This is a genomic window from Kitasatospora sp. cg17-2, from assembly GCF_054031055.1.
Map to the genome: position 1 here is coordinate 584,300 of NZ_CM132923.1, position 13,565 is coordinate 597,864.

Below are 13,565 nucleotides of genomic sequence, written 5' to 3' on the forward strand. Positions count from 1 at the left end.
TCCTCTCCCGGCTCCCTGCTCCCGGCCCCTCCCGCCGGTCGAGCGGGCCCGCCAGCCTCCCCCGTCACCCGGCCGGCGGGCCCTCGACGGCTCATCATTTCGGTGGACACGGTCCGGCCCGCGCTGACGCCCCGGGTACCGCCCCCCACCGCCCGGATCCGGGCCCTAGCACGAAGTGCCCCTTGCTCGGGGCAAGTTCACCCGGAGACCGCTCGCATTGGCGAACCGGGCGCGAGCGCCGGTTCGGGGCGCGCGGGGCGCGGTAAACCTGGTGCCATCACCGGCCCGGCGACGGGCCCGGTCCGCACGACCAGCTCCCGCCACCGGCGTGCGCCCGCCGTCCCCGGGCGCCGCACGGCGGAGGCCCACCGTGCCGCGCACCACCCGCGCGCCCCCGCCCACCCCACCGCTCCGCTCCGAACCCCCGAGGCCCACCGGCCACCCGTCCCGTTCCCCCACTCTTCCGATCGTTTGAGGATTCTGAATGCATGGTGCTGGTTCGTCACCCGGACGCCGGCGCTCCGCCCCCGTGCTCGTCTGGCTCCTGCCCGCCGTCGTGACGGCCGCCGTGGCCGCCGCCGCCGTGGCCACGGCCACCCCCGACTCGCGCCTGCGCGTCGCCGTCTGCGCGGCGGTGGGCACCCTGGCCGTGGTCCTGGTCGCCGCCGAGGCCGCCCGCCGGGGCCGGGCGACGGAGGAACTGCGCGCACGGGCCGTCCAGCGCGAGGGTGAACTGATCCGCCGGCTCACCCGGCAGGAGACCGAGTACATCCGGCTGGCCAAGTCCGTCCTGCCCGCCGCCATGACCCGGCTCACCCGCGGCGAGGGCCTGGAGGACCTGGTCCACGCGTACGCCCTCCAGGACGTCACCGTCGGCGCGGAGTTCCGGGCCGCGCAGCAGACCCTGCTGCGCGCCGTACTGGAGACCGTCGAGAACGAGGAGGCGCTGCGCGAGTCGGCCCGGAACTCCTTCGTCAACATCGCCCGCCGCGTGCAGGCGATCGTCCACCGGCAGGCCGCCGAGCTGCGCGTCATGGAGCACCGGCACGGCAACGACCCCGCGGTCTTCGACGACCTGCTGCTGGTCGACCACGGCAACGCCCTCATCGGCCGCCTGGCCGACAGCATCGCCGTCCTCGGCGGCGCGCGGCCGGGCCGCCAGTGGAACCGGGCCGTGCCGCTGTACAGCGTCCTGCGCGGCGGCATGTCGCGGATCCTCGACTTCCAGCGGGTCGAGCTGCACCCGGTCTCCGACGTGGCGGTGACCGGCCCGGCGGTCGAGCCGCTGATCCACGCGGTCGCCGAGCTCCTCGACAACGCCACCCGCTACTCGCCCCCGCACACCAGCGTGCACCTGACCGCCGTCGAGGTGCAGACCGGCATCGCGATCGAGATCGAGGACGGCGGGCTCAGCCTCAGCGAGGAGGGCCGGGCCCGCGCCGAGCGGATGCTGCTGGAGGCACAGGCCGGCATCGACCTCAACGATCTCGGCGAGACCCCCCGGCTCGGCCTCGCCGTCGTCGGCCGGCTCTCCCGGGCGTACGGCTTCCAGGTCTCGCTGCGCCCCTCGGCCTACGGCGGGGTGCGGGCGGTGCTGGTCGTGCCGCAGGAGCTGATCACCACCGCGCCCGCCACCGGCCGCGCCCACGGCATCGGTGTCACCGGCTCGTCCGGTCCGGAGCCGGTCGACGACCGCCGTCCGCACACCTCGCCGCCGCCGCGGCGACCGCTCTCCGGCTCGCTGCCGGGGCCGCTCGGCGGTGGTGGGGAGGACGTCCCGGTGGTGACGGAGCGCACCGCCACCGGTCTGCCCCGCCGGCGCCGGCACGCCGCGCCGACCGCCCGGATCGGCGTCGCCCAGACGACCCGCACCACCACCGCCCGCTCCGGCGGCACGACCGGCCGGACGGCCGCGAGGGGCGGCGCGACGGGCCCGAACGGCACCTCGGCCGCGAACGGCGCGTCCGCGGTCAACGGCGCTTCAGCGGTGAACGGCCCGGCGGGCCCGAACGGCTCCGTGGCCCCGAACGGCCCGGCGGGCCCGACCGGTCGCGCCGACGGGTCCGGAGGCCCACCCGACCGGCCCGGTGCCGATCCCTCCACCCCGGCGGGGGCGGTGCAGCCGGGCCTCTGGCTGGCCGCCTTCACCGAAGGGGTCAACGGCACCGGCTCGGCCGACCACGACAACGGGGACCAGACGGGGAAGGACCAGCGGTGATTCAGCCACGGACCAACATGGACTGGCTGCTCAAGCAGCTGGCGGACGAAGTCCCGCACGTCCGGAACGTCATCGTGCTCTCCGCGGACGGACTGCGGATGGCCCAGCACGGCACCGAGACCGACACCGCCGACCGGCTCGCCGCCGCCTGCGCCGGGCTGCAGAGCCTGGCGGCGGCCGTGGGCCACGAGTTCCCGCACGGGGACGGCCGGATGCGGCTGGTGGTGATCGAGATGGGCGGCGGCTTCTTCTACCTGATGGCGGCCGGCGCCCGGGCCTACCTCGCGGTACTGGCCGACGAGGGCGTGGACGCCGGGCTGATGGGCCAGCGGATGCGCGACCTGGTCGCCCGGATCGGCGAGCACCTCAGTACGCCTCCCCGAAGGGGCGAGCCCGTCGCATGAGCACAGCCGGCCGGGACTGGGGCGAGGACGCCCCGGAACGCTTCTACGTGATCACGCGCGGCCACACCCAACCGGCCGGACGGGCCGCGTTGGACCTGGTCACGCTGATCGTCTCCCGTGCGGAGCCCACCCCCTCGATGCCGCCCGAGCACGCGGCGATCCTGCGTCTGTGCGGATCGCCGCTCTCGGTGGCCGAGATCTCCGCCTACCTGCGGCTGCCGGTCAGCGCGGTCACCGTGCTGCTGGCCGACCTCGTGGCCGAGGAGCGGGTCGAGGCACGCGCCTCCGTCCCGGCCGCGCTTCTCCCCGACCGTGCCCTGTTGGAGGCGGTGATGCATGGACTTCAGCGCCTCTGACACGGTGCGCGGGCCGGCCGACGAGGACCTGCTGCCGGACTCGGCCACCGCGGCCGTCAAGGTGGTCGTCGTCGGCGGCTTCGGCGTCGGCAAGACCACCCTGGTCGGCGCGGTCAGCGAGATCCGCCCGCTGACCACCGAGGAGACGATGACCCAGGCCGGGGCGGACGTCGACGACCTGGCCGGGATCGAGCGGAAGTCCGAGACCACGGTCGCGATGGACTTCGGCCGGATCAGCATCAGCGACGAGCTGGTGCTGTACCTCTTCGGCACCCCCGGGCAGGAGCGGTTCTGGTTCCTGTGGAACGGCCTGTTCGAGGGGGCGCTGGGCGCGGTGGTGCTGGTCGACACCCGCCGGCTGGAGGTCAGCTTCGACGTGATCGGGCGGCTGGAGGACCGGGGCGTGCCGTTCGTGGTCGCCGCCAACGCCTTCCCCGGCGCGCCCGCCCACCCGGACGAGGAACTGCGGCTCGCGCTGGACCTGCCGCCCGAGGTCCCGATCGTCGCCTGCGACGCCCGGGTCCGCGAGTCCGGACGGGACGTGCTGCTCGCGCTGATGCACTACCTCTACGACCTGGCGGGGTCTCGGACCGCGCGGTGAGCGCACCGCCCGTCCCCGCCCCGCTCCCCCACTCCCCCCGCCCGTCCGACCTCGTCCCGCCGACGACGACCCCCGGAGACACCGTGACCACCCCGTTCCGCGACGACGCCCCCCTCGCCCCGCCGGCCGGCTGCCCCGCCCACGGGGCCGACACCCCGGGTACCGACACCCCGGCGCTCGGGATCCCGAGGCCCGCCGGTCCGGCGGACGCCGAACCGGGGAGCGACCTGCCCTGCCTCGACGAGCTGCCCGTCGCCGAACTCCGCCGCCTCTACGGGCCCGAGGCCGAGGCCGACCCGTCCGGCCTGTACGAGAAGCTGCGCGCCGAGTACGGCGAGGTCGCGCCCGTCCTGCTGCACGGCGACCTGCCGGCCTGGCTGGTCCTCGGCCACTCGGCCAACCTCACCGTGATGCGCACGCCCTCCCGCTTCTCCCGGGACTCGCGCCGCTGGCGGGCGTTCCAGGAGGGACGGGTCGGGGCGGACTCGCCGCTGATGCCGGTCATCGCCTGGCAGCCGCTCTGCGTCTTCGCCGACGGCGCCGAGCACCGGCGGCTGCGCGGCGCCGTCACCGACGGTCTGAACGGCACCGACCGGCGTGGCGTCCGGCGCTTCGTCACCCGCTACACCGCCGAGCTGGTCGAGGAGTTCGGACCGGCCGGCGAGGCCGAACTCGTGAGCCGGTTCGCGGAGCACCTGCCGATGCTGGTGATGACCCAGCTGGTCGGCATGCCGGAGGAGTACGGCCCGCGCCTGGTCGAGGCCGCCCGGGACCTCATGAAGGGCACCGAGACCGCCATCGCCAGCAACGAGCACGTGGTGGCGGCCCTGCGCCGGCTGGTCGAGCGCAAGCGGACCGATCCCGGCGCCGACCTCTGCACCCGGCTGATGCAGCACGAGGCCGCGCTGACGGACGAGGAGGTGCTGGAGCACCTGCGGGTCGTGCTGCTGGCCGCGAACGAGACGACGGTCAACCTGATCGCCGACACGCTGAAGATGATCCTCACCGACGACCGGTTCCGGGCCCACCTGTCGGGCGGCCACATGACCGTGCCGGACGGGCTCGACCAAGTCCTGTGGGACGCCCCGCCGATGTCGCTGGTGGCCGGCCGCTGGGCCACCGGGGACACCCTGCTCGGCGGGCAGCGGATCCGGGCCGGGGACATGCTGCTGCTCGGCCTCGCCGCCGGGAACGTCGATCCGATCGTCCGGCCCGACCTGGCCAAGCCGCTGCACGGGAACCGCTCCCACCTGTCCTTCGGCAGCGGCCCGCACGAGTGCCCGGGCCAGGACATCGGGCGGGCGATCGCGGAGACCGGGATCGACTGCCTGCTCACCCTGCTGCCGGACCTCCGGCTCGCCGTGCCGGAGGAGGATCTGACCTGGACCTCGGCCTGGCTGTCGCGCCATCTGGTGGCGCTGCCGGTCGAGTTCACCCCGCGCGAGCGGCAGTCCGCCGAGGACTCCGCTCCGTCGTCCGCCGCGCCCGCCCCTGCCGCCACCGCCACCGCCACCGCCGCCCCGGGCGTCGACGGCCCGCAGCTCCCCCCGGCGGCGTCGGCCCCGTGGGCCGGAGCGACGCCGGCCGGGCCCTCCCCCGACCCCGTCGCCGAGCCCCGGCGCGGCTGGTGGGCCCGGCTCGTCGGATGGTTCCGGTACTGACGGGCGGGCACTGACGGGCCGGCGGGCACGGACCGGCGGACACGGGCGGGCCGACACCCACCGGCCGGGACGGCGTTCACCGGACGGGGCGGCGCCGACCGCTCGGGCGGCGCGCCCCCGGCCCAACCGGTCGGGCCCGGACTAAAGTCGGCGCGAGCCGGACGCGGCCCTTCCGCCGCGCCGAACCCCGCCCGCCCGCCGGAAGGTGCCCCGTGTCCCTGGTCCGCGTCCACAACTTCTCGGTCTCGCTCGACGGCTACGGCACGGGCGAGGGACAGAGCCTGGAGGCGCCGTTCGGCCACGCCGGCGACCGCCTGCACAGCTGGTTCTTCCACACCCACACCTTCCGCGCCATGCAGGGCGGCGAGGGCGGCGAGACCGGCGTGGACGACGCCATGGCGCGGGCCTGGGGCGACGGGATCGGCGCGGAGATCATGGGGCGCAACAAGTTCGGCCCGCAGCGCGGCCCCTGGCAGGACCACGAGTGGAACGGCTGGTGGGGCCCGCACCCGGTGTTCCGCACCCCGGTCTTCGTCCTCACCCATCACCTCCGGCCCACCGTGGAGATGGCGGGCGGCACCACCTTCCACTTCGTCGACGGCACCCCGCAGGAGGTCCTCGCCCTCGCCCGGGAGGCCGCCGGCGGCCTGGACGTCCGGATCGGCGGCGGCCCGAGCACCGTCCGCGCCTTCCTCGCCGCGGACCTGGTCGACCATCTGCACGTGGTCGTGGTGCCCGTCGTACTCGGCCGGGGCGAGCGCCTGTGGGACGGACTGGAGGGCTTGGAGAAGCGCTTCCGGATCGAGTCGGTCACCAGCCCGAGCGGGGTCACCCACCTCACCTTCACCCGGCCCTGACCGCCCGCCCCGGTCCGACCCCTGGGCGCCCCCCGGTCCGGCTCTGACGGACCCTCACCGACCCGACTCCCCCTGGGATCCCGGGCCTGCTTCCCGCTCCGGTCGAGCGGGAGACCGGCCCGGGATCCCAGCTTGCTGGGGGGCGCATCCGCTCCGCCCCCGGCCGTGCTCCCGTGCGCCGGGTTTGCCGCCCCCGGTGGCGGTGCCATATCCGAGGTTCGGGGGTGCGGTCCGGACGCGGCGGCGGGGAGCCGGTCCGGCCCGTCGAAGGGATTCGAAGGAGTCCAGGGATTCGTGGGAGGGGACGGCGGGATGACGGACGTGCGGCGAACGGCGCTGCGGTACACCGCGGACATCACCGTGGAGGACATCGACGGCCTGGCCGGGTTCATCGAGCGGCGGGTGGTGCTGCTCCGGGAGGCGGCCGCGAGGCCCGCCGGCGAGGAAGCCCTGGTCGGGGAGGCCCTGACCCACACGGTGACCGCCCTGACCGGGAGTGCCCGGGAGGTGCTCGGCACGCTCGCCGGGCACGCGGCGGAGGCGGCCGGGGTTACCTCGGGGCCCGACGCGGAGAGCGGGCCCGGCGGGCGGGACCGGCAGGTCAGCGCCTTCGACGAGGAGTTCGAGGAGCTGATGGCCAGGCTCAGCCGGCTCTGGCGGTACCTGCTGACGGCCGCCGAGGCGTGGAGCCACCTGCCCGACTACGACGTGGCGCGCTGGCGGCTGGACGGCCACCTGGACGCGGAGCACGAGGCCCGGGCCCGCTGGTCGGAGGCCGGGGACACCTGGTGAGCCGACCGGCCCGCTGGCCGGAAGGACCGGGTGACCGTCGCGCCCGGGCGACCGGAGAGGCCCGGTGAGCAGGAAGGCCCGTGAGCAGGACGCCGCGTGAGCGAGGAGGCCCGCTGACCGGCCGCGCGGGACCGGCCCCCGGCCCGGCTGGGCAGGGGGCCGGCCGCAGGGCGCGTGCGGCGGGACGGATCAGTTCCAGGGGTTGGCGTTCTGGTCGTTGATGTACGTCCAGAAGCGCACGCCCTGCGGCAGGCTGCCGGAGGCCCAGAAGGTCCAGCCGCCGGTGGAGGAGTAGTTCGGGCCGTAGTGGCCGTCGTGGAACTCGGCCTGCCGCCAGGTGCGCCCGAAGGTCGAGCGGCAGACCTCGTTGGCGGCCGCGGCGCTGGTCAGCTCCGAGCCCTTGACCGGGCGGCTCAGCGCCACGCTCCCCAGGGCCCAGCCGTTGTAGAAGCCGAGGCTGATGCCGGCCGGCGCGGGCCGGCCGTCCTTGTTGAGGCAGAGCACCGGCAGCGAGACCCAGGGAGCGGTGTCGCCCTGGTAGGCGTCGCTGGCCGTGCCGCCGGGGCCGCCGACCTGGACGGTGCCGCTCGGACCGTAGTTGAGGACCTCCCAGGTCATGCCGTAGTGGGTGGCTTCGGAGGTACGGGCCTGAGCGGCCGGGGCGACGGCCAGCGGGACGAGGGCGGCCACGGCGGCGGCGGTCGCGACGGCGGCGAGACGCTTGATGCGGGTCATGGTCCTGTTCCTCCAGGGAACTCCGGGAAAGAATGCGCACGACGCCGGTCGGACTGCGGACCGGCACGTCCCGACCATCTCAACCACGCACACGATTCTGGCATGATCTGGTCATCAGACCGTCACCAAACGCGACGGTCCGACAGCGGCGCGCAAGAACCCTGGGGAGGGGCAGCGCATGGAGTTCGCGATTCTGGGACCGCTGGAGGTCCGGACCCGCACGGGGAACCGGATCCGGCTGGGGGGCGCCCGACAGGAACGACTGCTGGCCGCACTGCTGCTGAACCAGGGCGGCGCGGTGCCGGTGCCCCGGCTGGTGGACGCCGTCTGGGAGGACCGGCCGCCCGCCACCGCCGACCGTCAGGTCCGCAACCTGGCCGGACTGCTCCGCCGGGCCTTCCGCAAGGCGGACCCGACCGGGCCGCCCGTCCTGCTCACCGACGGGCGCGGCTACCGCATCCCGCTCGACGACCACGGGCTGGACTCCCGCCTGTTCGCCGACACCGTCGCCCGGTCCCGCCGGACGGCCGCCGCCGGGCAGCAGTCGGCCGCCGCGGCAGGTCTGCGGCAGGCCCTGTCGCTCTGGCGCGGACCCGTGCTCGACGGCCTGGACGGGCAGTTGATCGACTCGGGTGCCGTGCCGCTGGACGAGCTGCGGCTCACCGCCTGGGAGGACTGCCTCGACCTGGACGCGGCACTCGGGCGGCACCGCACGAGCATCCCGGAGCTGACCGGTCTGGTCGCCGACCATCCGTTGCGGGAGCGGTTCGTCGGGCAGTTGATGCGGGCCCTGCACGCCTCCGGGCGGACGGCCGACGCGCTCACCGTGCACCGGCGGTTCACCGGCCGGCTGGCCGAGGAGCTGGGACTCGACCCCAGCCCCGAACTGCGGCGGCTGCACCTGGCGTTGCTCACCGCCGGCGTCGATCCGGCCCCCGGTCCGGGATCCGCCGAGGCCGGCCCGCCGACGGGACCGCCGGCCGCGGCACCCCGAACCGCCGTGTGCCGAACCGCCGTGCCCCGTACCGCCGCACGCCCGGGCGGGTCCGTCGAGGAGCGGGGCGGAACCGCCCTCGCCGTCGCCAGAGACACCGGCGCGGATCCCGGCCAGGCGGCCGCCCCCGGCGAGGGCGGGCCCGGGTCCCGCCCCGGTGTCCCGGTGCCCGTGCCCGCCCAACTGCCGCCCTCGCTCGCCACCTTCACCGGCCGCGAGGCGGAACTCGCCGCCCTCGACGCCTTCACCGAGGCGGCCACCTCGTCCCCCACCTCGGCCCACGCCCCGCACCCAGGACCGCACCCAGGACCGGGCAGCGCCTCGGCCGCCCGGATCTGCGCCGTGTCCGGCAGCGCCGGGATCGGCAAGAGCGCCCTGGTCGTCCAGTGGGCGCACCGGATCCGCGGCCGATTCCCCGGCGGCCAGCTCTACGCCGACCTGCACGGCTACTCCGCCGAGCCGCCGCTGACCCCGCACGCCGTCCTGGCCCGGTTCCTGCGCGCGCTCGGGGTGCCCGGCGAACAGGTCCCGGCCGTCCCCGAGGAGGCCGCCGCGCTGTACCGGTCGATGCTCGCGGACCGACGGGTGCTGGTCGTCCTGGACAACGCGCGCAGCGCGGAACAGGTCCGCCCGCTGCTGCCCGCCGCCCCGGAGTGCCTGACGGTGGTCACCAGCCGGGCCGGCCTGGCCGGGCTCACCGCCCGGGACGGCGCCCGCCCGCTGACCCTGGACCTGATGCCCGCACCGGACGCCGTCGCGCTGCTGGACCGCGTCATCGGTACCCGGAGGGCCCGGTCGGAGCCCGCCGCCGTCGCCGAACTCGCGGCCGTCTGCGGCCGGTTGCCGCTCGCGCTGGCGATCGCCGCCAGCCGGCTCGCCGAACGCCCCGGCCGCACCGTCGCCGACCACGTCGCCGAGCTGCGGGACAGCGGGAACCGGCTCACCGCGCTGGCGATCGACGACGACGCGGCCTCGGCCGTCCGCGCGACCCTCGACCTCTCCTACCGCACCCTCCCCGCCGCCGCGCGCACCCTGTTCCGGCTGCTGGCCCTGGCCCCCGGCTCCGGTCTGACGGCCGCGGCGGCCGCCGCGCTCTGCGGCGAGCGCGTCGCGGTCGTGCGGCCCGTCCTGGACCAGCTGGCCAACGCCCACCTGCTGACCCACGAGGGCGGCGACCAGTACCGGCTGCACGACCTGCTCCGCCTCTACGCCGCCGAACGCGCGGCCGCCGAGACCGGGCGGGCGGTGAGCACCGCCGCCCGCGAACGCCTCGGCACCTGGTACCTGCACCATGCCGACGCCGCCGCCCGGCTGCTCACCCCGCAGCGGCGGCGGATCCCGCTCGGCGCGCCGGGCCCGTGGTACGAACCGCCGGCCTTCACCACCGCCGCCGGGGCGCAGCGGTGGTGCGAGAGCGAGCACGGCCGGCTGCTGGACCTGGTGCGGTCGGCGGCCGAGCACGGTCCGGACGCGCTGGCCTGGCGGCTGCCGGTCGTCCTGTGGAGCCACTGGTTCACCAGCCCGCACCTGGACGACCGGGAGGAGGCGGCCCGCCTCGCGGTGGCGGCGGCCGTCCGGGCCGACGACCGGTACGGCGAGGGCCAGGCCCGCAACGACCTGGCGACGGCGCTGGGCGCGCTGGGCCGCCATGACGAGATGCTGGCCGAACTCCGGCTCGCCCGGGTGCTGTTCGCGGAGCTCGGCGACCGGGTCGGGGAGGCCCGCACGATCGGCAACCTCGGCGACCACTGTCTCGGCACGGGCGCCCACGGGCAGGCGCGGCTGCACTTCCAGGGGGCGCTCGCGCTGTTCCGGGCGCAGCCGGAGGAGCAGCGCGACGACTGGGCGGTCCGGGTCTGCGAGACCAACCTCGGGGTGGCCGCGATGCTGGCCGGCCGGGCCCGGGAGGCGGGCGAGCACCTGTACCGGGCCCTGGAGCGGCACCGGTCCACCGGTGATCCGGTACTGGAGAGCATCACGCTCCACCACCTGGGCGACCACCACCGACGGCTGGGCCGTCCGGCGGAGGCGGCGGCCCTGCTCCGGCAGTCCCTGGCGGTCCTCGACGCCACGGTCCGGAACCCCCGGCTGCGCGCCGAGGTGCTGGCGGCCCTGGCCCGCCTCGGCGAGGCCGCCGGGCCACCAGACGCCCAGGGCCCGCCCGGCGGGTAGCCCCCGACTGCGCCGCTCCGCCCGCCACGGGGCCCGCCGTACCACGCGCCCGAGCCTCCCGGGCCCGCCGGCGGCAGGTGTCGCCCGCGCGAGTGGTCGTCGCCGTGGGGCGGCACGGCGGGTGACCGGGCGGGGGGTGGTGCGTGGTCGGATGGTCCGTCGGTGGTGCGGGCGGGCGTCGGCCGGTACGGAGAGGCGGGACGGTGCGGCGACTGAGGGTGGTGGCGGCGGTGGCGGCCGTCGCGGTGCTCGCGACGGCGGCGGTCGCGCCCGGGACAGCGCCGCACCCCGGTGACCCGGCGGCCGCCCGACCGGTGGGCGGGGAGGGACCGGCGGCGGGCGGCGGCTTCGACGCGTTCGGGGGCTTCGACGACTTCGACGGCTACGGGGCCGTCGACCGGCCGCCCGGCCGAGGTGGCCCCGGCGGGTTCCCCGGGCCGGGCGGGCCGGGCGCGGGCCGGCTGCGGACGCTGGCCGGAGTCCTGCGGCAGGACCGGCCCGGCAGCGGCTGGTACCTGGTCGGCGGGGCGCATCTGGTGCTCGGTCTGGAGGTCGTGCACGCGGACCACCAGCAGATCGTGCTGCGCTTCCCGCCCGCGCGGCGGGTGGTGTCCGTGCTCTGCGGACCCGACGAGACCTACGCGCCGCTCGGCTACTCCTGCGGCGCCTCGGTGTCCTTGGACGAGGTGCGGGTCCGGCTGGGCCGGAACGGGCGCCCCGCCGACCCGACGGCCACGGCCGCCGGACGGTACGCCAACTTCTGGCTGCTGGGGCTCGTCGAGCAGCGCTGAGGCAGGTGCCGAGCGGCACATCCGGCCCCGGGGATCCGGGGACCGAGGGGCCGGGTGCGCCCGTCAGGCCAGGGTGCCCAGGTGGTCGGGGTGCTGGGCCGCGACGTCGTGGGCGACCCGGACGAAGGCGGCGACGGCTGCGGATCGCGAGGTCTCCGGCCAGGCGACCACGACCGCGCTCGGGCTGAGGCCGGTGACCGGCCGGTAGGCGATGTCCGGGCGCCGGTACCGCTCGGTGGTGGAGCGGGCCAGGAACGCCACCGCCTGCCCCAGCGCGACCACTTCCAGGAGTTGCTCGACACTGGCCACGAGCGGCCCCTCGGGAGTCCCGGCCGGCACCGGGGCCGGGCGGCCGTCGACCGCTCCCGCGCCGTCGTGTCCGGTGTAGTACGCGGTGCTGGAGGGGGCGGCGCCCTTCCAGCGCGGGACCGGTTCGCCCTCCAGGTCGGTCAGCCGCAGCCGTCGGCGTCCGGCCAGGCGGTGCGCGGCGGGGAGGACGGCCAGTCGCGGCTCGACCACGAGTGTCTCGGCGTCCAGCCCCCGGCCGTCGAACGGGCTGCGCAGCAGTGCCACGTCGGCGCGGCCGTCCCGCAGCATGGCGATCGGCTCCCCGCTGCCGCCGACGACGACTTCGGGCGGGGGCAGCCGCGCACCCGCGGCCCGGTAGGCGGCGAGGATCTCCCCCAGCAGCCCGGCGTCGCCTCCCGGTTTGACCGCCACGACGAGCCGGGGTGTCGGCTGACCGGCCCGGCGGGCCCGCCGGGCCGCCGCGTGCACCGCGTCGACCGCGATCCGGGCCTGGTCGAGCAGCACCTGACCGGCGTCGGTCAGCCTGACCTGCCGGGTGGTGCGCTCCAGCAGGCGGACCCCGAGCCGGGACTCCATCAGGGCGATCGCCTTAGACAGCGGGGGCTGTGCCATCCCCAGGCGTTGCGCGGCCCGGCTGAAGTTCAGTTCCTCGGCGACCGCGATGAAGTACCTCAGCTCCCGCACCTCCAGCTCATTCATATCCGTGGACTATAGATCCAGAGTCGTCCGGTCTTTCCCCGCCGCCCCTGGGCGGGGGGAGGCTGGGGCCATGACGACCCCGCAGAAGACTGCTCTGATCACCGGTGCGAACAAGGGCATCGGCAAGGAAACGGCGCGCCGGCTCGCCGCCCTCGGCATCACCGTGCTGATCGGCGCCCGCGACACCGAGCGTGGCGAGGCGGCGGCCGAGGAGCTCCGCGCCGACGGCGCCGACGTCCGGTTCGTTCCCCTGGACGTCACCGACGAGGTCTCGGTCCGGGCCGCCGCCGAGCACATCGACGCCACGTTCGGCCGCCTCGACATCCTCGTCAACAACGCCGCGATCGCCGCCGGGCCGCAGAAGCCGAGCGAGACCCCGGCCGCCGTCGTGCGGGAGGTCTACGAGACCAATGTGTTCGGCGTCGTCGCGGTGACCCACGCCATGCTCCCCCTGCTCCGCCGCTCCGCCGCCGCACGCATCGTCAACATGTCCAGCGAACTCGGCTCCCTCGCCCACCAGGCCGACCCGGGCAGCCCGTGGTCCGCCTACTACTCGATCCTCCTTCCCTACTGCACCTCGAAGAGCGCGCTGAACGCGGTCACCGTGCTCTACGCCAATGAGCTGCGCTCCGAAGGGATCCTGGTCAACGCGGTGAGTCCCGGCTACTGCGCGACCGACCTCAACCGCCACAGCGGGACCCGTACGCCGGAGGAGGGCGCGGCCGTGGCGGTCGACCTGGCGACGGCGGGCGAGGACGGCCCGACGGGCTCCTTCTTCGCGGAGGACGGGCCGATCCCCTGGTGAGACCGCGCCCCCACCGGGCGCGACCGCGGCCAGTGGGGGCGGCCCGTGACCGCAGCCCGTGACGGCGGCCCGTGACGGCGGCCACCGGCGCGGGCCGCCTTGACGGAATGGTCCACGGAAAGGTCTTCTGTACCACGCGGCCGAGCGCCCGACGGCCGCCCCGACCTGCGC

The 13,565-nt window shown here is 76.1% G+C and carries 12 protein-coding genes; 10 read left to right on the forward strand and 2 right to left on the reverse strand.

The genetic code is table 11. From position 1 onward, the window contains the following. The first annotated feature begins 529 nt into the window (after positions 1–529). The 7 genes from ACW14Y_RS02405 (at position 530) to ACW14Y_RS02435 (ending at position 6,889) form a co-directional block, all read left to right on the forward strand. The gene (locus ACW14Y_RS02405; protein WP_456985688.1) at positions 530–2,218 is read left to right on the forward strand and encodes an ATP-binding protein; all 1,689 of its coding nucleotides are present in this window, start codon (positions 530–532) and stop codon (positions 2,216–2,218) included. Positions 2,219–2,235: 17 nt separating this feature from the next. Then, complete coding sequence (locus ACW14Y_RS02410; RefSeq protein WP_380311302.1) at positions 2,236–2,622, forward strand: roadblock/LC7 domain-containing protein; 387 nt, start codon at positions 2,236–2,238, stop codon at positions 2,620–2,622. Next, entirely contained in the window at positions 2,619–2,978 is a 360-nt protein-coding gene (locus ACW14Y_RS02415; RefSeq protein ID WP_045945116.1) for a DUF742 domain-containing protein, read from the forward strand. The genes ACW14Y_RS02410 and ACW14Y_RS02415 overlap by 4 nt, the downstream gene beginning before the upstream one ends. Beyond that, positions 2,959–3,579 carry a GTP-binding protein gene (locus tag ACW14Y_RS02420; protein ID WP_266309176.1) on the forward strand — a complete coding sequence of 207 codons (621 nt, stop codon included), beginning with the start codon at positions 2,959–2,961 and terminating at the stop codon, positions 3,577–3,579. The genes ACW14Y_RS02415 and ACW14Y_RS02420 overlap by 20 nt, the downstream gene beginning before the upstream one ends. Before the next feature lie 83 nt (positions 3,580–3,662). Further along, positions 3,663–5,240, forward strand: a complete 1,578-nt coding sequence (locus ACW14Y_RS02425; protein ID WP_456985689.1) for a cytochrome P450 — start codon at positions 3,663–3,665, stop codon at positions 5,238–5,240. Positions 5,241–5,452: 212 nt separating this feature from the next. Continuing rightward, entirely contained in the window at positions 5,453–6,097 is a 645-nt protein-coding gene (locus ACW14Y_RS02430; protein WP_380311300.1) for a dihydrofolate reductase family protein, read from the forward strand. Between the two features lie 312 nt (positions 6,098–6,409). Beyond that, positions 6,410–6,889, forward strand: coding sequence for a hypothetical protein (locus ACW14Y_RS02435; RefSeq protein ID WP_456985690.1), 480 nt, complete (start codon positions 6,410–6,412; stop codon positions 6,887–6,889). A gap of 189 nt (positions 6,890–7,078) precedes the next feature. Here the strand turns inward: ACW14Y_RS02435 and ACW14Y_RS02440 are convergent, their stop codons facing one another. Continuing rightward, complete coding sequence (locus ACW14Y_RS02440; protein ID WP_380394910.1) at positions 7,079–7,624, reverse strand: hypothetical protein; 546 nt, start codon at positions 7,622–7,624, stop codon at positions 7,079–7,081. 178 nt (positions 7,625–7,802) lie between these two features. Here ACW14Y_RS02440 and ACW14Y_RS02445 point away from each other — a divergent pair, with 178 nt between their 5' ends. Together ACW14Y_RS02445 and ACW14Y_RS02450 are read left to right on the forward strand one after the other, a co-directional pair. Further along, a complete protein-coding gene (locus ACW14Y_RS02445; protein ID WP_456985691.1) occupies positions 7,803–10,790 on the forward strand; it encodes an AfsR/SARP family transcriptional regulator in 2,988 nt (995 codons plus the stop codon). 203 nt (positions 10,791–10,993) lie between these two features. Continuing rightward, on the forward strand, positions 10,994–11,581 hold the full coding sequence (locus tag ACW14Y_RS02450; RefSeq protein ID WP_456985692.1) for a hypothetical protein: 588 nt from the start codon (positions 10,994–10,996) through the stop codon (positions 11,579–11,581). A gap of 63 nt (positions 11,582–11,644) precedes the next feature. Here ACW14Y_RS02450 and ACW14Y_RS02455 read toward each other — a convergent pair whose 3' ends face one another. Next, a complete protein-coding gene (locus ACW14Y_RS02455) occupies positions 11,645–12,589 on the reverse strand; it encodes a LysR family transcriptional regulator (protein ID WP_380312852.1) in 945 nt (314 codons plus the stop codon). A 70-nt stretch (positions 12,590–12,659) separates the two neighbouring features. Between ACW14Y_RS02455 and ACW14Y_RS02460 the strand changes: the two genes are divergently transcribed. Further along, the gene (locus ACW14Y_RS02460) at positions 12,660–13,394 is read left to right on the forward strand and encodes an SDR family oxidoreductase (RefSeq protein WP_380312849.1); all 735 of its coding nucleotides are present in this window, start codon (positions 12,660–12,662) and stop codon (positions 13,392–13,394) included. Positions 13,395–13,565 lie beyond the last annotated feature (171 nt).